We start from the raw sequence: 17,306 nt of genomic DNA, 5'->3' as shown, positions 1-17,306 counted from the left end.
AGGGGACTATCGATGGCAGCAATGAAGCCGAGGACCGGTGACGGACCAATGGAGGCTGTCAAAGAGGGTCGACTCATCGTCGTCCGGGTGCCTCTCGAAGGTGGCGGCCGTCTCGTCGTATCTGTAAACGATGAGGAAGCAAAAGAACTGCACGACGCTCTCGCGGGTGTAGTCGCTTCCGCCTAGAGCCTTCTCAGCCTTAATCGGCAGCTCACGCCACTGCGCACTCTTCTGAGTTTGCCACACGGGCAGAGCTTGTCGAAACAAGCACCGAACACGATCACTCGTGTTCGGTGCTTGTGTTTAACCCGTCGCCGCCGGGGCCGTGAGCTTGCTGTGACTAGTCAGCGGTGCTGGTCTCGAGCCACTCGCTGAGGTACTTCGCCGTTGCGCCGGGGCCGGCGGCCACCTCGCGGGGAGTGCCGGTGGCCACGATCGTGCCTCCCTGGTCGCCGCCGCTCGGACCGAGGTCAATGATCCAGTCGCTGGCGGCAATGGTGGCCAAATCGTGTTCGACAAGCACGACAGTGTTTCCGGCATCCACGAGGCGCTGCAACTGGGCGAGCAACAGCTCGGTGTCCGAGGGATGCAGCCCCGCCGTAGGCTCATCGAGCAGATACAGCGCATGGCCGCGGCGTGCGCGCTGCAATTCGGTCGCGAGTTTGATGCGCTGCGCTTCACCGCCACTCAGTTCAGTTGCGGGCTGGCCTAGCCGCAGGTAGCCAAGGCCGACATCGCGCAGCGTATCGAGGCTGCGCAGCGCTGAGGTGGATTCGGCGAAGAAGTCGGCGGCGGTGTTGACGGTCATGCCCAAGACGTCGGCGATTGTCTTGCCCAAGTAGGTGACTTCGAGTGTTTCGTCGTTGTAGCGCGCACCGTGGCAGGTGTGGCAGGGCGCATACGTGCCCGGCAGGAACAGAAGCTCGACCGAAACGAATCCTTCGCCTTGGCAGGTCTCGCAGCGACCACCGGCCACGTTGAACGAGAACCGGCTGGCCGTGTAGCCGCGCTTGTGGGCTTCGTCGGTGGCGGCAAAGAGCTTGCGTACGACATCGAACATGCCGGTGTAGGTGGCCAGGTTCGAGCGCGGGGTGCGGCCGATCGGGCGCTGATCGACGAGCACCAGACGGTCGAAAGAGTCGAGGCCGGCGGTGTCTTCGAGCGTGAGGTCGTGGCGCGGGTCATCCGCGTCTGCGGCGTCGCCTGCGTTATCCGCAGCGGCACCGAGCTGAGCGCGCACGGCTTCGGCGAGCACGTGGGTGACGAGGGTTGACTTGCCCGAGCCTGAGACGCCCGTGACCGCGGTCATGACGCCCAGCGGGAAGTCGACCGTGAGATCGCGGATGTTGTGCAGCGAGGCTTTCTTCAGCCGCACCCACGATTCCGGGGAGCGCACCTCGCGCGTCGGTCGCGACTCCTGCGGAAAGAGGTAGCGGCCGGTGACCGATTCGGGAACATCCTTGAGGCCGTCGACGGGGCCCGAGTACACGAGTTGCCCGCCGCCCTCGCCCGCACCGGGACCGATGTCGACGATCCAGTCAGCACGACGAATAACGTCGAGGTCGTGTTCCACCACGAAGAGAGAGTTGCCGGATGCCGTCAAACGGTCAAGAACCTTCAATAGCGGTGCGGCATCCGCCGGGTGCAATCCCGCCGAGGGCTCGTCGAGAACGTAGACGACCCCGAAGAGGCCGGAGCGCAGTTGGGTGGCGATGCGCAGGCGTTGCGCTTCGCCGGGGGAGAGCGTGGTGGAGTTGCGGCCGAGGCTGAGGTAGCCGAGCCCGAGGTCGAGCAGAACGTCAACGCGCGCAATCACATCGTCGCCGATGCGGTGGGCGACTTCGTTGCCTTCTGAGCCTTCACTTTCTGAGTCGGCACGTGCCATGCCTTCGCGCAGTCGATCCGCAAGGTCGGTCAGCGGAACGGCGTTGAGCTCCGCGATGCTGAGACCCGCGAAGGTGACCGAGAGGGCGTTCGCCTGCAGGCCGCTGCCGCCACACTCGGGGCACGTCATGCTCTGCACGAAGCGCAGCGCGCGCTCGCGCATCCGCTCGCTCTGAGACTGCGAGAGCACGTTCATGATGTGCTTGCGGGCGCTCCAGAACTTGCCGTTGTAGCCATGGTCGACGCGGCCTTCTTCGGGCTGGATGAAGACCGAGGGCTGCTCTTCGGTGTACAGCAGCCAGTCGCGATCTTTTTGACTGAGGGCGTGCCAGGGCGCGCGGGTGTCGATGCCGAGGCCGTTGACGATGCTCTTGAGGTTTGCGCCCTGCCACGCTCCCGGCCACGCGGCGATAGCGCCATCGCGAATCGAGAGCGACGCGTCGGGCACAAGGAGATCTTCAGTTACGTCGTGAACAACGCCAAGGCCGTGACAGCGCGGGCACGCCCCGGTCGCCGTGTTCGGCGAGAAGGCTTCCGCCGAGAGGTGAGTAACACCGGCGGGATATGTGCCGGCACGGGAATACAGCATGCGCAGCAGGTTCGAGAGCGTCGTGATCGTGCCGACGCTCGAGCGCGAACTGGGCGCTCCGCGGCGCTGCTGAAGCGCAACCGCAGGGGGAAGACCCGTGATGTCGGTGACATCTGGAGCGCCAACCTGGTTGAGCAGACGGCGAGCGTAGGGCGCCACTGACTCGAAGTAGCGGCGCTGAGCCTCGGCGTACAGGGTGCCGAAAGCGAGCGACGACTTTCCCGAACCGGAGATGCCCGTGAATGCGACCATGCAATCCCGGGGAACATCGAGATCGATGTTGGCGAGGTTATTCTCGCGGGCCCCTCGAACACGAACCCAGCCGTCACGATCGTTGCTAGTCATGGATGCTCCGTTCTCACGGCCTGCGGAGATCCAGATTCCTCAGCAGCGCGCGCTCAGTCGTGTTCGTCGAGGGATGGCGGTTCATCCACCCTACGGACAGAACTCTGAACGCCCGGTGAGCGTTCGCTGAGCGCGTTAGTCGCTGAGCTTGGTGAGCTGCAGAAGCCCGTCGCCGACGGGGATGAGCGAACTAATCACTGCCTCCGACTGCGCGATCTCCTTCAAGAGCGTGCGGAAATTACTGACCGTCGAGTCGCGCTGAGCAGGGTCGGCGACGCGGTCGCGCCACAGAGCATGAGCAACCGCTACGACACCGCCGGGGCGAACGAGGCGAAGGCCGTGTTCGACGTACTCGATGACCGACTGAGGGTCGGCATCAATAAAGACGAGGTCGTAGCTCGACTCGTTCATACGTGGCAGAACTTCGGCAGCCTTGCCACCGATCTGACGTACGCGATTCGACTGGATGCCGGCATCCGCGAACACGGCGCGAGCAACCTGCTGGTGGTCTATCTCGGAGTCGATCGTCGTGAGCAGTGCGCCGGGGCTGCCGGCGAGCATCCAGAGCCCACTGATGCCGACACCGGTGCCGACCTCGATGATGCTCTTGGCGCCCGTGGCCGCAGCGAGCAAGGCCAGCTGAGCGCCGACAGCGGGGCTGACCGCTTCGATGCCCAACTCGCTGGAATGCACGCGCGCCGCAGCGATCTCTGGGCGTTCGACAACGAACTCCTCGGCGTACTTCCAACTCAACTGCTTGTCTGACACATTGCTCCTATCGCTGTGTCAACTGTAGACGGCGTAGCCGCTAGCGCAGGTAAGCTAAACGGGTGTCCTTCGGTCTCACATTCGACAAACTGCTGATCATTGGGATCATCGCTGTCTTTTTGCTGGGCCCCGACCGTTTGCCCTACTACGCGTCGCAGCTCGCCCGCCTCGTCCGCTCGCTGCGCGACATGGCCAACGGCGCCAAAGATCGCATGCGCGAAGAGATGGGCCCCGACTTCGACGACATCGACTGGAAGCAGCTTGACCCGCGCCAGTACGACCCGCGTCGCATCATCCGCGACGCCCTGCTCGAAGAGGAAACGCCTCCCGTGAAGGTGCGTCCTCCGCGGTCTGCCGCGTATGCGGAACGTCAGGCGGCGCTCGCTGAACGGCAATCGCAACTCAAAGCAGAACTGAAGGCGGGCGAACGCGCCCCCTTCGATAACGAAGCGACGTAGCGCGCTCGCGCCAGCCCTCGCACACCACCGTCCTAGCGGCGGCGCAGCACCTTCAACACGGTCAACAGTGTGACCATGAGACCCGCCATCGCGGCGAACTCAGCACCGGAGCGTGGCAACTGCAGAATGCCGTTCGACTGCGACACCGTGCGCGATTGCACGAAGCGCAGGATGCCCTCGGGCCCGTTGCGGCGTCCTAGCCCGGAGTGCTTCATGCCGCCCATCGGCGCATCGACGCTCGAGAAGCTGCCGCGGTAGCCCTCGTTGATGTTGACGCTGCCGGCATCCAAGCGATCGGCGAGACGGCGAGCGTGGGCGATGGAGCCACTGAAGATCGAGGCGTTCAGGCCGAACTCCGTGTCGTTGGCGCGGTTGATAGCATCCGTGTCGCTGTCGACTGAGGTGATTGCCACCACGGGGCCGAACGTTTCGTTAGCGAAGCACTCCATTTCAGCGGTGACTCCCGTGAGAACGGTGGGCGCGTAAAAGTAGGGGCCGAGATCGGGCCGGGGAATTCCGCCGGCGACCACGGTCGCGCCCTTTGTAACGGCATCTTCCACGTGGGCCTGAACGCGCTCAAGTTGAGCCTGCGACGTGAGTGAACCCACATCACCCGAGTAGTCGAGCGCAGAAGTCTGCGCAAGAGCTTTTACACGCTCAGCGAAAGCGCGAGTGAATTCGGCCTCGATCGACTTGTGCACGTAGATACGCTCGATCGAAACGCACAACTGCCCCATGGAGGCGAAGCAGGCGTAGACGGCATCCTCTGCGGCTTGGATGGGATCGGCATCGCCCAAAACGAGCAGCGGGTTCTTGCCTCCGAGCTCGAGCGATGCACCGATGAGGCGCCCGGCGGCACGCTTGCCGACCTTGGTGCCCGTGGGCGTCGATCCGGTGAAGCAGATGTAGTCGGCGGCATCAACAACGGCGTTGCCGACCTGGCTACCGGGGCCTGCCAGAATCGGCCAAACAGCGGCGGGAACTCCGGCATCAATGTAAGCCTCGCGGGTGGCGAGCATCGAGAGCGCGCCCTGATTGTCGATCTTCTGGATGACGGCACTGCCGGCGGCCAACGCAGGAACGATATCCATGGCCCCGAGAGCAATCGGGTAGTTCCACGGCGTGACAACACCGATGAGTTGCTTGGGGGAGTAGCTCACCCGCGTCGACATGAGCAGCGGAATGCCCGCGCGGCGACGCTTGGTCGCCAACACGCGCTCGGCCGAGATGGCGTAGTACCGCGTGATCGAGGCCGCTTGAAAAATTTCTTCGAAGGCCTGGCCGCGAGTCTTTCCCGACTCCGTCTGCAGCAGGTCGAGCAACTCTTCTTGACGCTCCAACAGCAGGTCGTGGGCACGCAGCAGAACGCGGCGCCGGTAGGCGAAGCCGGCGTTGCGCCAAGCGCGCTGAGCGGTGCGAGCGGATGCCGCGGCATCCCGAACATCGCGGGTCGAACTCTGCGGCAACTCGTGCAGGGGTTGGCCGCTGAACGGTGCAATCACGGTGGCGGTGTCGGAGGTGGTGCACCGCAACTGGGCGACAATAGTGTCGCGGCGACGCGACCCGATCAGTGAAGCAACTGTGTGAGGCGACATGTCTCAACACTACGGCTGAGCACCACAAATTCGGCTGTGCAAAGCACTAGGCTCACAAAGATGACGACCGCAGCGCCGCGAGCTCTGACCCGATCCACGATCGCCACCTACGCCATTGGTTCTCTTGGCACAGGAGGCTTTGGTGCCCTGCCGGGTCTCGTGCTCGTCTATTACCTCACCGACACCCTGGGCATTGCCGCCCTCGCGGCCGGAATTCTGGTGACCGCCGCCAAGGTGTGGGACGTGATCATCGATCCCGTGATCGGCGCTCGCAGCGACCGCAGCCTGGCCCACCGCGGCACGCGACGACCGGTGATGCTGCTCGGTGCCATCCTTCTGCCGATACTGTTCGTGGTGACCTTTGCGGTACCCGCCGGCATCGGCCCGCTTGCGTCAGGCATCTGGGTCTTCATTGCCTTCGTGGCCACGGCCACCGCGTTCAGCCTGTTTCAAGTGCCGTACATCGCGCTGCCCGCCGAACTGACTCGCAGTTACGACGAACGCACGCGCCTCCTGGCCGTTCGCGTGGTCGTGCTCACGGTGGCAATTCTGCTGTTCGGTGCCGGTGCCCCCGAGATTCGTGATGCCTTTGCGGATGAACGGCTCGGCTATCTCGTGATGGCACTCTCCGCGGCAGCGCTTATGGGCATCTCGCTCGTGATCTCTTCGTTCTCAGCGCCCCGCGGACTTAGTGCTGTGGCCCCGGCCGTGTCGATTGCGCAAACCTACCGCGCCGGTATCGCGGCGCTCAAGCGCAGCCAACCCTTCCGGGCGTTGCTGTTGACCTTCCTGCTGCAGGGGCTCGCCACGGGCGTCATGCTCGCGGGCGCGCAGTATGTCGCGACGTGGGTGCTCGGCACCGGAGTCGCGATTCTGTTTGTCTCGCTCATCGGCCCCGCTCTGCTCTTTGCTCCCGTGTGGGCTGCGATCTCGCGCCGTATCGGCAAAGAGCGCGCCTTCGTGTGGGCCTCGGCCTGCTACGGCGTGGGTGCGTTGCTGATCGTTCCGCAACTGTGGGCACCCGGCGTCTGGATCTATGCGCCCGTCGCGCTCGCCGGAGCGGGCTACGCCGGTATGCAAGCCCTGCCGATGTCGATGCTGCCCGACGTGATCTCCCACGATTCGCGCCGCCACAAGATTGCCTCTGCTGGCACCTTCGGTGGAGTGTGGACCGCGGGTGAAACTACCGGAATGGCACTCGGTGCCACGGTGCTCACGACCGTGCTTGCGGCATCCGGTTACCTCGAATCGGTGGCCAACCAGACGGTGACCCAGCCCGACTCGGCCATCGCCGGAATCATCATCAGCTTCAGCATCGTGCCCGCCGTGATCATCGGTCTTTCGTTGCTGAGCTTCAGGCGCTACCCGCTGCGTCGCCACCACATTGATGAGGCTGACAGCGACGAGGCCGACTCTGCCGCTACACCCGCCACCACCCCGCACCCCACCAGTGGCCTCACCACCACTGCGAACGATCAGGAGACCCGATGAAGTTCGACCACCAGCCCGCCGATATTCTCGAACGCCTTTCTGCACTGCGCGAAGCGGATGCTCCCACTCACGGTGGGCGCGTGCTCTCGTATGTCTACGACTCCGGCCTTGCCGAACTTGATGAGCTCGCCGCCAGCGCCATCCGTGCCGTGCAGCCCGTGAATGGGCTCGACCCCACGACGTTCACGTCGGTTGCCGTCATGGAACGCGAAGTGCTCGGCTTTGCTCGCGACCTGCTGGGCGGCGATGAGGATGTCGTCGGCACCGTCACGACCGGCGGCACCGAAAGCTGCCTGCTGGCCGTGAAAACGGCGCGCGACGTGTGGCGCGGTTCTGGCTCGTCGGCGCGCACGGGCACGCCGCGACTCTTGGCACCGGTGACTGTTCATGCGGCGTTTCAGAAGGCTGCGCACTACTTCGGGCTCGAACTGGATCTCGTACCGGTCGGCCTCGGCGGTGACGTCGCCGCGAGCGACCTGATTGCGCGCATGGGCGACGATGTCGCTCTCGTGGTGGTGTCGGCTCCGAGCTATGCGCACGCCGCGATGGACCCTGTCGTAGAGGTCGCGGCGGCGGCAGCCGAGCACGGAATCGCCTGTCACGTTGATGCCTGCATCGGCGGCTGGGTGCTTCCCTTTTGGGAGGGCGTCGAGCCGTGGAACTTTGAAGTGCCGGGCGTCACGAGCATCAGCGCCGACCTGCACAAGTTCGGATACTCGCCCAAGGGCGCGTCGGTGATTGTGCAGCGCGGTCGCGACCGTCAGCGCGCGCAGTACTTCGCGACGACGCAGTGGCCGGGCTACCCGATTGTGAACCCAACAATTCTGGGCTCGAAGTCGGCGGGTCCTTTGGCGGCAGCGTGGGCGATCATCCACGCGCTCGGAACAAATGGGCTTGCTGAGCTCTCGCAGTCGTGCGCTCGCTCCACGCGGTCGCTGCGCGATGTCATCGGTGGCATCGAGGGCTTGCGCGTTGTCGGTAACCCCGTTGGCCCCCTGCTCGCAATCGCGACGGATGAGTCTATCGCTCCCGAGCGCCGCGTCGACGCGCATCACTGGGCCGACCAGGTGCGCGAGCATGGCTTCCTGTTGCAGCTTCAGCCGTCTCTCGTGCAGAGCGATGGCAGCGTGCTGCCCGCAACGACGCACCTCACCATCACGCCGGTGACCGCCAACGTGCTCGACGAGCTTAGCGCCGCACTCGTGGCGGCAGCCGACGAGGTGCGCGGCGTCGCTCCCATCTCGGCCGAGGCTCTGCTCGCTACGTTGCCCACTGAGACTCTTGCCGCCTTAGGAGACCCGGATGCCGCTCCGCTCGATTCCGCGACCGCTGCGGGCCTTCTGGGCGCGCTGGGCCTCGGTGCCGCCACCGAGGGGCTCCCCGAGCGTATGGCTCCGCTGCTGGCTCTCATTGCCGCGATGCCGGCCCCGCTCACGGAACGTTTGCTCATCGAACTGCTCGCGCGCCTGATCGAGCCGGAGGCGTAGAGAAGGCTGATGGCGGAGCCTCTCGCAATCGATGAGCGCACATCTCTGCTGCGCTCCTTGGCGGCGGAGATCTGCGCCCTCCCGCTCGGCCGCTCTCTGGTGGCGATTGACGGGGTCGACGGCAGCGGCAAATCGACGTTCGCGAATGATCTTGCCGCGGCCATCCTCGACGTGCCCGTCATCGTCATTCATGTCGACGACTTTCTGAATCTTCAGGAGGTTCGTCATCGCCGAGGTCGTGACTCGGCGGAAGGTTTCTGGCTCGACAGCTACGACTACGAGGCGCTGCAACGCGACGTGCTCGTGCCCTTGAGTCGAGGCGGAGGCGGAAGCTATCGCACTGCGGCAACCGATTATCGGCGCGATACCGCTGTGAGGCCTGCGCTCTGCAGTGCACCCGAGCGCGCCATCGTTCTGGTGGAGGGCATGTTTCTTCACCGCGACGAGCTGCTCGGTACTTGGGACTACTCGCTGTTTCTTGATGTGCCTTTCGCCGAGACTGCACGTCGAATGGCGGTCCGAGATGGCAGTAATCCCGACCCCGAACACCCGTCGATGCAGCGCTACGTCGGTGGGCAGCGTCTTTATTTCGGAGCTGCCCAGCCGTGGGGGCGCGCGACACGAGTCATCGACAACGCCAATCCGAACGAGCCGCGAATCGTGACGGCAGATGCGGCGGCCCGCGACTAGCCGAGAACGGCGGGCCGCGTCATCCACACGTCATGGTCGTCGCTGTCGTAGGGCACGAAGCCGTGGCGTTCGTAGAGGCGGATGGCGGGGCTGCCCTGCAGCACCATAAGGCGGAACGGGCGCGCATCCGGTCGGCTGAGAGCGTCGGCGAGCACGCGTGTGCCAACGCCGTGACCGTGCAGGTGGGCGGGTAAATAGAAGTGCTCGATCCAGCGCGCATCGGGTTCGTGGCGCACGGTAATGGAGCCGACATCCGCGCCGTCGACACGAATGATTTGGGTGTTGCTCGCGACAAACGCCTTACTCATCCACTGGCGCACGCGCACGGGGTCGAACAGCCCATGACGTTCGAGATCATCACGCAGTACGACGGCGCGCAGCTCAAGCAACCAGTCGAGGTCGGCGTCGGTGCTGGGGCGCAGGGAGAAGTCCACTTCGGAATTCTAAGCCGGTCGAAGGCGGCGAGCGGATGCTGCGCTTACGCCGAGTGCTCGGCTTACGCCGTGTGCTGTGCTTACGCCGTATGTTCGCGCTCGAAGCGCTGGGCTTCATCCACGAGCGCTTTGACGACCGCGCGCACCGACGGCCGCTCGGCGCGGTCGGGACGCAGCAATGCCGAGATGAGGCGCGATGAGGGCACGCCCTTGAGGGGGCGAGTGATGAGGCCGTTCTCGCGGTCGCGCGTCGTGAAGCGCGGCAGGATGGCGATGCCGTGGCCAGCCGCCACCACCGCTTCGACGATGCTGTTGTCGGTCAGGCGCTGGGCGACGTTGGCTGGCGCGCCATTGGCGGCCTCGATGCGGCGCAGGATGCGGTCGAACGGCAACCCGGGCGGCACCCCGATCCACGTCTCGTCGATGAGGTCAGCCGGAGTGAGGGCGGCTTTGCGGCCAAGGGGATGATCCTCAGGCAGCGCGACATCGAGAGACTCGCGCATGAGAGGAACGACGGCGAGCCCGCGCTCGGTCCAGGAGGGCAGCACGTGCGGAGAGTCGGAGACCACAATGTCGAAATCAGCGGTGAGGTTGGCAACATCCTCAAGCACGGAGTCTTGGTCGTTGCAGTGCAGCTTGAGGCCCGCGAGACGATTGATCGAATGGAAAAGACCGGGCAGCAACATCTCGCCGCCCGTGGGAAAGATCGTCATCGTGACCTCACCGCGCGGCGACTCGCGAAAATCGTTCCAGAGCGCTTCGGCCTTCTCAATTGCCGTGGCGACATCGGCCGCGGTCTGGGCGAGTGCGCGCCCAGCAGAGGTCAGCACGATGCCACGGCCGACCCGCTCGGTGAGGGGGATGCCAGCTTCGCGTTCCAAGATTTTGAGCTGCTGAGAAACCGCGGATGGCGTACGCATCGTGGCCTTGGCGACAGCCGTGATGCTGCCGCGGTCAGCCAATTCGCGCAGCAGTTCGAGGCGCCGTATCTCCATGTAGCTAGCCTACAAGGTTAGATAAGAAAGATCATCTTGTTCTAAAAGGTTGCCGAAGGTCAGAATATAGACATGAACTTCGAACTGATCATCATTGGGGCACTGTCCGCATTCGGCATCATCGCTACCCTGCGCGCCGTAGCAACCGACGGATACCGTCGCATCCCCACCCGTCGCTACAACACCATGCCGTAGCCAACCGCCAGCCGGTTTACGCAACACCACAGCATTTCTGCTGTGGTGTTTTTGCGTTAACGGCGTGCTGACGGGTGCGCCACTAGTGCGCGCTCCGGGCGACGTTGGTGCGCAGCTAGCGCGGGCTGAGGCCGAGCTTGCGGCCGGCAACGCTGCGCTTGTGCGAACGGAGAGTTGCGGCAAGAGCCGTGATGGCCTGCGCGGCAGGATCCGCGGGGGCCGCGATCACGACGGGAACCCCGGCGTCGCCGCCCTCGCGCAGAGCAATACTGAGCGGAATCGAGGCCAGCACCGAGACGGGCTCGTCTGGCGTGGAGAGCTTGGCTGCGGCATCCGCCCCACCACCGGAACCAAAGAGTTCGAGCACGCTGCCGTCAGGCTGGGGGAGACCCGCCATGTTTTCGATGACGCCGATCACGCGCTGACCGGTTTGGCGTGCAACAAGACCGCTGCGTTCAGCAACGTCAGCAGCAGCAGACTGCGGGGTCGTGACGACCACCACATCGGAGTGCGGCAGCAGCTGGCCGAGCGAGATTGCGACATCGCCGGTTCCCGGCGGAAGGTCAAGCAGCAGCACATCGAGGTCGCCGAAAAACACATCGGTCAAGAATTGCTGAATCGTGCGGTGCAGCATGGGCCCGCGCCAGGAGACCGCCGTGTTGTCTTCGACAAACATGCCGATCGAGATGACTTTCACGTCGTAGGCCACCGGCGGCAGAATCATTTCGCCCACCTGCGTGGGCTTCGCGCCGTGCAGCCCCAGCAGGCCGGGAATGGAGAAACCGAACACGTCGGCGTCAATCACTCCGACGCGCAACCCGCTCTGGGCGAGCGAAACAGCCAAGTTTGCGGTGAGGCTCGATTTGCCGACCCCGCCCTTGCCGCTCGTCACGGCCACAATCTGAGTGAGCGAATCGGGCCCGAACTGCATCGTCTTCGGCTTGCCCTTGCGCAGCTTCTCGGTGAGCGCCTCGCGTTGCGCCCGCGTCATCACCGATACGTCAACGGTCACCGCCGTGATGCCGGCCACACGCTCGGTAGCCTCACGCACATCACGTTCGATGGAGGTCGCGGCCGGGCATCCGACAATCGTCAAGGTCAAGCCCACGGATGCCGCACCAGCGTCGTCAACAGAGACGCCCGAAATCATGTCGAGCTCGGTGACGGGACGACGAATCTCGGGGTCAATCACCGAGGCGAGGGAAGTGAGAACCGCGGCTTCGAGCTCAGCGTTCACGCTTCTCCGCGTCCTTGGTCTCGTCGTCTTTCTCGAGTTCTTCGAGCAGCGAGCGCAGTTCAGAACGAATGAAGTCTTTGCTCGCCAAGTCGGTCATCGCGAGGCGAAGCGCAACGACTTCGCGCGCCAAGTACTCGGTGTCGTTGAGGTTGCGCTCGGCACGCTGACGATCTTGCTCGATCTGCACGCGGTCGCGGTCATCCTGACGGTTCTGCGCCAGCAGGATCATCGGGGCAGCGTAGGAGGCCTGCAGCGAGAGGATGAGCGTCAGCAGGGTGAAGTTGGTGGCGCGCGGGTCGAATTGTGCTTCGAAAGGAGCGCTCGTGTTGTAAATCAGCCAGACCCCTACGAAAGCGGAGAGTCCGACAAGAAACCAGGGGGTTCCCATACCGCGCGCGAACGCTTCGGAATAGCGGCCCATGCGGTCGCGGCTCTCGAACATACCGAAACCGGTACGTAGCCCCTTCGGGCTGTCGAGCCGTGCCTCATTGCGCTGAGACCGTGGAGTACGTCGTTTAGCGAATGCCACGTGTTGACCTCCCTGCGCGAATTTCTTGCTGCTGAACGATAGTCAGCGGTCGAGTTGATGTGTCGTCGAAACTGGCCGATTCATCGGTAGTGCTTCGCCAGTCGTCGGGAAGAAGATGGTCGAGCACGTCGTCAATGGTCACCACCCCGAGCAATCGATGGTTGTCATCGACAACCGGCACAGAAACGAGGTCGTAGCTCGCCAGAATGCGCGAGACTTCGGCTGCCGTCGTGGACGAGCGCACCGGCTCAAGCGACTGATCGATGAGGGCGCCGAGGCGTTCGTTGGGCGGGTAGCGCAGCATCCGTTGGAAGTGCACCATGCCCAGCAGCCGCCCGGTCGGCGGCTCATAGGGCGGCAGAGTGACGCAAATGGCAGCGCCCAAGGCGGGGGCAAGCTCGTGGCGACGGATGAGCGCGAGACCCTCAGCGACGGTCGCGTCGGCCGACACGATGATCGGCTCGGTCGTCATGAGTCCACCCGCCGTATCGGGGGCGTAGCTGAGCAAGAAGCGCACATCTTCGGCTTCTTCCGGCTCCATGAGGTCGAGCAGTGTCTCACCGCGCTCGTCGGTGAGATGAGCGATGAGGTCGGCCGCGTCATCCGGCTGCATCTCATCGAGTACATCAGCGGCCCGGTCATCATCCAGCTTGTTGAGCAGCGCTACCTGCTCGTCTTCGGGCATCTCCTCAAGCACGTCAGCCAGACGATCATCGGAAAGTTCGCCGGCGACCTCCATCATGCGCTGTTCGGGCAGTTCGAGCATCGCGTTGGCGAGGTCCGCCGGAAGAAGGTCGGAAAAGCTGGCAACAAGTTGAGTTGCCGACTGCGCTTCACCCTTGTGCTGGTCGTGCTTGATCTCGTCCCAGTTGGCAAAGTCCGTTGGTCCCTTGGCGAAGAGCGGCGCGCCGCTAGCCTTGGGGCGACGGAGGAACAACTGGCTGATCTCCCACTCGCCGAGATCAACTTCTTCAATAGCAACGTCTTCGATTTGCGCTGCGCCGGAACCGTCGCGTAGTCCAACGCGACGACCAAGCAGCTCAGCCATCACGCGGATTTCACCACCGCGCTGCTCAAAACGGCGCAAATTGAGAACGCCAGTCGTAATGATCTGCCCGGAGCCGATGCTCGTCACGCGACCGATCGAGAGGAAAACATGGCGTTTACCGGGGATTTCAGCAATCATTCCCACAACACGAGGGCTGGCGTCGGCCCGCTCCACAACGAGCACATCGCGCACTTTACCCACGCGGTCGCCATTGGGGTCGAAGACAGAGCAGCCCACCAATCGGGCGACGAATACTCTTGAGGTGCTCACAACTAAAACCCTACCCCTGCATGGGACAATGAACTGATGAGTAATTTCAGTGGATTCTCCCGCCGTGCCCCTCTGCAGCCGAGTGTGCCGCGCGGTGACGTGCTCGCAAGCTTCGAGAGCTACACCGATGCCCAAGCCGCCATCAACAAGCTGGCCAAGGCAGAGTTCGATGTTGCTGGCATCGCGATCGTCGGTCGCGACCTCACCACCGTAGAGGTAGTCACTGCGCGATTGAGCTACGGCCGTGCTGCCCTTGCCGGGGCCAGCACCGGTGCCTGGCTCGGACTCTTCTTCGGGCTCATCTCCACGATCATCTCTCCCATCACGGCACAGCAAGTTGGAATCTTCTTTGCCGCCATCGTCGCTGGCGCGGGAATCGGAATGATCTTCGGCGTCGTGAACTACTCAATCACACGCAAACGCCGCGACTACGCTGCGACGTCCCAGCTGCTAGCCGAGCGCTACGACGTGATCATTTCACCGAACCTCACCGCCAAGGCTCAGACCATTCTTGGGCTGCCCGCAGCCGGGATGCCCGGAGTGCACGCCGCCCCGCACGTACCAACACCCTCTGGTGCGCCTACCGGTGAACCGGCCGCGACACCCACACCGGAAGCCCCGGTCGACGGCAACGGCGATGACGCGCCCAAGGCCTAAATCAGGCCTCCACAACTAAGAGCGGGCGATCCACGCTTCTACGGCATCCGCCGTGCGCGGGATGTTGACCGACAGGTTCTCAGCGCCATCTTGGGTGACGAGAATGTCGTCCTCGATGCGCACGCCAATGCCGCGGTACTCCTCGGGCACGGTGATGTCGTCGGGCTGGAAGTACAGGCCGGGCTCGATCGTGAAGACCATGCCGGGCTCAAGAACTCCGTCGAGATACATGTCGCGGCGGGCTGCGGCGCAGTCGTGAACGTCGATACCCAAGTGGTGGCTTGTGCCGTGCACCATGTAGCGGCGGTGGAACTGCTTGTCAGGCTCCAGCGACTCTTCAGCTGACACGGGCAGAAGGCCCCACTCGGCGGTCTTCTCGGCAATGACGCGCATTGCTTCAGCGTGGATGTCGCGGAACTTAATTCCGGGGCGCACGATCGCGAAGGCAGCATCCGCCGCTTCGAGCACGGCGTCATAGACGCGACGCTGCACCTCGGTGAACGTGCCGCTGATGGGCAGGGTGCGGGTGATGTCGGCGGTGTAGTAGCTATCGAGCTCGATACCGGCATCGATGAGGATGAGGTCGCCCGGCTTCACGGGGCCGTCGTTGCGAGTCCAGTGCAGCACGCACGCGTGAGGGCCGGAGGCAGCGATCGTGTCGTAGCCGACAGTGTTTCCTTCGGCGCGAGCACGACGGTTGAACGTGCCCTCCACGAGGCGCTCACCACGGCGGTGCTCGATGATGGTGGGCAGATCCGCGACAACATCGTTGAAGCCCATCTGGGTGGCGTCAACGGCGGCACGCATCTCGGCGACCTCGTAGGAGTCCTTGACGAGACGCAGCTCGCTGAGGTCGCGGCTGAGCTCGTCGTCGCCATCGTGCTCGAGCGCTTCGGAGTCAGCGGCAAGCAAGCGGCGGCCATCGACCTGGTCGGTGACATCGCGGTCGGCGTCGCGCACGATCAGCGTGGTGGCGTCAACGCGGTCGAGTACGGCGTCGAACTCGGCCAGCGGCAGGGTCGCAACACCGAGATCGGTGGCGACGTTGGCGAGCGACGGGCGCGGGCCAGTCCAGAACTCTCCGACATCCGGGTTCGCGTAGAACTCGCTCGTGTCGCGGCCAGCGGCCGGACGGAAGTAGAGGGTGGCGTCGTGGCCATCAGCCGTGGGCTCCATCACGAGAACGCTGCCGGAGACAACATCCGAACCCCAGCCGGTGACGTGCGCGAACGTGGAGTGCGCGCGGAACGGGTAGTCGGTGTCGTTCGAGCGCACCTTGGCCGAACCCGCGGGAATAATCAGGCGCTGGCCCTGATGAAGCTGCGAGAGGCGCTCGCGGCGGGCAGCAGCGAAGGCGGCCTGCTCGCGGGGAACAACCTCAGCGTCAACCCGCTCAGCCCATCCCGTAGAGATGTAATCAGAGAAGCCCGAAGACTGGGGCGTCGTGGAACGGTTGGAGGTCGCGCGGGGGCTGGGTGCCGAAGAATCTGCCATACCTCTAGTGTCTCCCTTCGCGCGGTAAAACGCACTATCGAAAGGGCCCCTCACTGTTCGCAGCATGCTGCGGATGCGGGGAGCGAGGCTGGATGCTTACTGTGCAGGGGAGAGCATGGCGAGCACCGGTCGGTGGTCGCTGCCGAAACCGTCGTGAGACTCGATGACGCGCATCCCCGTGGTCGTCCACTCGCTTGTGCTCATGACGTGGTCGATCGGGGCACCCAGCAGCGAGGGCAACTGGGTCGGCCAGGTGCCGATTGCGGCGTTGTCGGTGATCGAGGCGGCATCCGTGCAACTGCCGAGAGCAAACTCAGCACCGTCGGTCAGCGACGCGTAGTGATCGAGGGTCGAGTTGAAGTCGCCGGCGAGGATGACGTTGGTGCCGCGGCACTGTTCAGCAAGCCAGTCCAGGTCGGTTCGCCAGTTCGTCATCTCGCCGCGCACGGGAGCAACCGCGTGCACGGCGACGATCGTGGGCATCGAGGGGTCTTGAGGGGTCGCGACGAGGCTCGGCAGAGTGGAGGTCGTGCGTGTCTGCACATCGACGTCATATTCGCCGAGGTCGACACTGATCAACACGGTCGTCGAACGCGACTTGGAGACCTGATCGTAGGCAAGCGTGTGCACCCACATGGGGTGGTCGGCGGCGGCCATCAACTGCGCCACCTCGAAGCCCATCTCGCGAGTTGTTTCGGGCAGCGTAACAATATCGGCGTCGTTCTCTAGCGCGAGATCAGCGATCGCGGAAGCTCCGGGAGCATCACCGAGAGTGTTCCACGACAGCACCGTCACATCGCCGTCGGCTTTCGTCTCGAAACCGGGGCTACCGAAACCACGCGTCGACAGCACCACGAGAGACAGCGCACTGAACACGAGACCGATCACCGCGAGGGATGCCGCAAAGCGGTGCATCCGTGCCGACAAGAGAGCAATGAGCGTCAACGCCAACACGGCAACGAAGGCAGCGGCGGCACTCAACCCGCGCAGCGAGACCACCTGGGCAATGCCCACCGTCTGTTCGAGAGAGAACAGCTGAGGCCAAGCCGCGACAATAAGGGCGGCAGCAGTGGCGAGTATAAAGATCGCCGCGAGAAAGCGTTGAATCATAGCGACCTGAGCCTAGAGCAATAGGCTTGC

Annotated in this window: 17 protein-coding genes; 7 read left to right on the top strand and 10 right to left on the bottom strand. The window is 64.1% G+C overall.

Annotated elements, in window-relative coordinates; all coding sequences use genetic code 11:
- Positions 1-12 precede the first annotated feature (12 nt).
- Entirely contained in the window at positions 13-186 is a 174-nt protein-coding gene (locus ACR3YK_RS01900) for a DUF3117 domain-containing protein (protein WP_100389750.1), read from the top strand.
- A gap of 154 nt (positions 187-340) precedes the next feature.
- On the opposite strand, the gene uvrA is transcribed toward ACR3YK_RS01900, so the two are convergent.
- Together uvrA and ACR3YK_RS01890 are read right to left on the bottom strand one after the other, a co-directional pair.
- Positions 341-2,818 carry an excinuclease ABC subunit UvrA gene (gene uvrA, locus ACR3YK_RS01895; RefSeq protein WP_486175563.1) on the bottom strand — a complete coding sequence of 826 codons (2,478 nt, stop codon included), beginning with the start codon at positions 2,816-2,818 and terminating at the stop codon, positions 341-343.
- Between the two features lie 135 nt (positions 2,819-2,953).
- On the bottom strand, positions 2,954-3,586 hold the full coding sequence (locus ACR3YK_RS01890; RefSeq protein ID WP_100389752.1) for an O-methyltransferase: 633 nt from the start codon (positions 3,584-3,586) through the stop codon (positions 2,954-2,956).
- A 62-nt stretch (positions 3,587-3,648) separates the two neighbouring features.
- On the opposite strand from ACR3YK_RS01890, the gene ACR3YK_RS01885 reads away from it, so the two are divergent.
- A complete protein-coding gene (locus tag ACR3YK_RS01885; protein WP_486175562.1) occupies positions 3,649-4,044 on the top strand; it encodes a sec-independent translocase in 396 nt (131 codons plus the stop codon).
- Between the two features lie 32 nt (positions 4,045-4,076).
- Here the strand turns inward: ACR3YK_RS01885 and ACR3YK_RS01880 are convergent, their stop codons facing one another.
- Positions 4,077-5,639, bottom strand: a complete 1,563-nt coding sequence (locus ACR3YK_RS01880) for a succinic semialdehyde dehydrogenase (RefSeq protein ID WP_486175561.1) — start codon at positions 5,637-5,639, stop codon at positions 4,077-4,079.
- Between the two features lie 60 nt (positions 5,640-5,699).
- Here ACR3YK_RS01880 and ACR3YK_RS01875 point away from each other — a divergent pair, with 60 nt between their 5' ends.
- The 3 genes from ACR3YK_RS01875 to ACR3YK_RS01865 are packed head-to-tail and all read left to right on the top strand — an operon-like array spanning position 5,700 to position 9,307.
- Positions 5,700-7,130: an MFS transporter gene (locus ACR3YK_RS01875; RefSeq protein ID WP_486175560.1), complete on the top strand. Its 1,431-nt coding sequence runs from the start codon at positions 5,700-5,702 to the stop codon at positions 7,128-7,130.
- Positions 7,127-8,617, top strand: coding sequence for a pyridoxal phosphate-dependent decarboxylase family protein (locus ACR3YK_RS01870; protein ID WP_486175559.1), 1,491 nt, complete (start codon positions 7,127-7,129; stop codon positions 8,615-8,617). The genes ACR3YK_RS01875 and ACR3YK_RS01870 overlap by 4 nt, the downstream gene beginning before the upstream one ends.
- 9 nt (positions 8,618-8,626) lie before the next feature.
- A complete protein-coding gene (locus tag ACR3YK_RS01865) occupies positions 8,627-9,307 on the top strand; it encodes a nucleoside/nucleotide kinase family protein (RefSeq protein WP_486175558.1) in 681 nt (226 codons plus the stop codon).
- Here the strand turns inward: ACR3YK_RS01865 and ACR3YK_RS01860 are convergent.
- Both ACR3YK_RS01860 and ACR3YK_RS01855 read right to left on the bottom strand, forming a co-directional pair.
- Entirely contained in the window at positions 9,304-9,741 is a 438-nt protein-coding gene (locus ACR3YK_RS01860) for a GNAT family N-acetyltransferase (RefSeq protein WP_486175557.1), read from the bottom strand. The two genes, ACR3YK_RS01865 and ACR3YK_RS01860, sit on opposite strands and share 4 nt — an antisense overlap.
- 80 nt (positions 9,742-9,821) lie before the next feature.
- The gene (locus ACR3YK_RS01855) at positions 9,822-10,736 is read right to left on the bottom strand and encodes a LysR family transcriptional regulator (RefSeq protein ID WP_486175556.1); all 915 of its coding nucleotides are present in this window, start codon (positions 10,734-10,736) and stop codon (positions 9,822-9,824) included.
- A 72-nt stretch (positions 10,737-10,808) separates the two neighbouring features.
- Here ACR3YK_RS01855 and ACR3YK_RS01850 point away from each other — a divergent pair, with 72 nt between their 5' ends.
- Positions 10,809-10,931, top strand: coding sequence for a hypothetical protein (locus ACR3YK_RS01850; protein WP_268249141.1), 123 nt, complete (start codon positions 10,809-10,811; stop codon positions 10,929-10,931).
- Between the two features lie 115 nt (positions 10,932-11,046).
- Here the strand turns inward: ACR3YK_RS01850 and ACR3YK_RS01845 are convergent, their stop codons facing one another.
- The 3 genes from ACR3YK_RS01845 to ACR3YK_RS01835 are packed head-to-tail and all read right to left on the bottom strand — an operon-like array spanning position 11,047 to position 14,015.
- Positions 11,047-12,168: a P-loop NTPase gene (locus ACR3YK_RS01845; protein WP_486175555.1), complete on the bottom strand. Its 1,122-nt coding sequence runs from the start codon at positions 12,166-12,168 to the stop codon at positions 11,047-11,049.
- Positions 12,158-12,697 carry a DUF1003 domain-containing protein gene (locus tag ACR3YK_RS01840; protein ID WP_486175554.1) on the bottom strand — a complete coding sequence of 180 codons (540 nt, stop codon included), beginning with the start codon at positions 12,695-12,697 and terminating at the stop codon, positions 12,158-12,160. The genes ACR3YK_RS01845 and ACR3YK_RS01840 overlap by 11 nt, the downstream gene beginning before the upstream one ends.
- Complete coding sequence (locus ACR3YK_RS01835; protein WP_486175553.1) at positions 12,684-14,015, bottom strand: magnesium transporter MgtE N-terminal domain-containing protein; 1,332 nt, start codon at positions 14,013-14,015, stop codon at positions 12,684-12,686. The genes ACR3YK_RS01840 and ACR3YK_RS01835 overlap by 14 nt, the downstream gene beginning before the upstream one ends.
- A 36-nt stretch (positions 14,016-14,051) precedes the next feature.
- On the opposite strand from ACR3YK_RS01835, the gene ACR3YK_RS01830 reads away from it, so the two are divergent.
- Complete coding sequence (locus ACR3YK_RS01830) at positions 14,052-14,672, top strand: YflT domain-containing protein (RefSeq protein WP_486175552.1); 621 nt, start codon at positions 14,052-14,054, stop codon at positions 14,670-14,672.
- A gap of 15 nt (positions 14,673-14,687) precedes the next feature.
- Here the strand turns inward: ACR3YK_RS01830 and ACR3YK_RS01825 are convergent, their stop codons facing one another.
- Both ACR3YK_RS01825 and ACR3YK_RS01820 read right to left on the bottom strand, forming a co-directional pair.
- On the bottom strand, positions 14,688-16,166 hold the full coding sequence (locus ACR3YK_RS01825; RefSeq protein WP_486175551.1) for an aminopeptidase P family protein: 1,479 nt from the start codon (positions 16,164-16,166) through the stop codon (positions 14,688-14,690).
- A gap of 96 nt (positions 16,167-16,262) precedes the next feature.
- A complete protein-coding gene (locus ACR3YK_RS01820) occupies positions 16,263-17,276 on the bottom strand; it encodes an endonuclease/exonuclease/phosphatase family protein (RefSeq protein ID WP_486175550.1) in 1,014 nt (337 codons plus the stop codon).
- Positions 17,277-17,306: the final 30 nt, after the last annotated feature.

This window comes from Salinibacterium sp. 10G20-15, from assembly GCF_057365065.1.
Note: the sequence above shows the minus strand (reverse complement) of the source record. Positions and strands in the feature narration are given on the sequence as shown.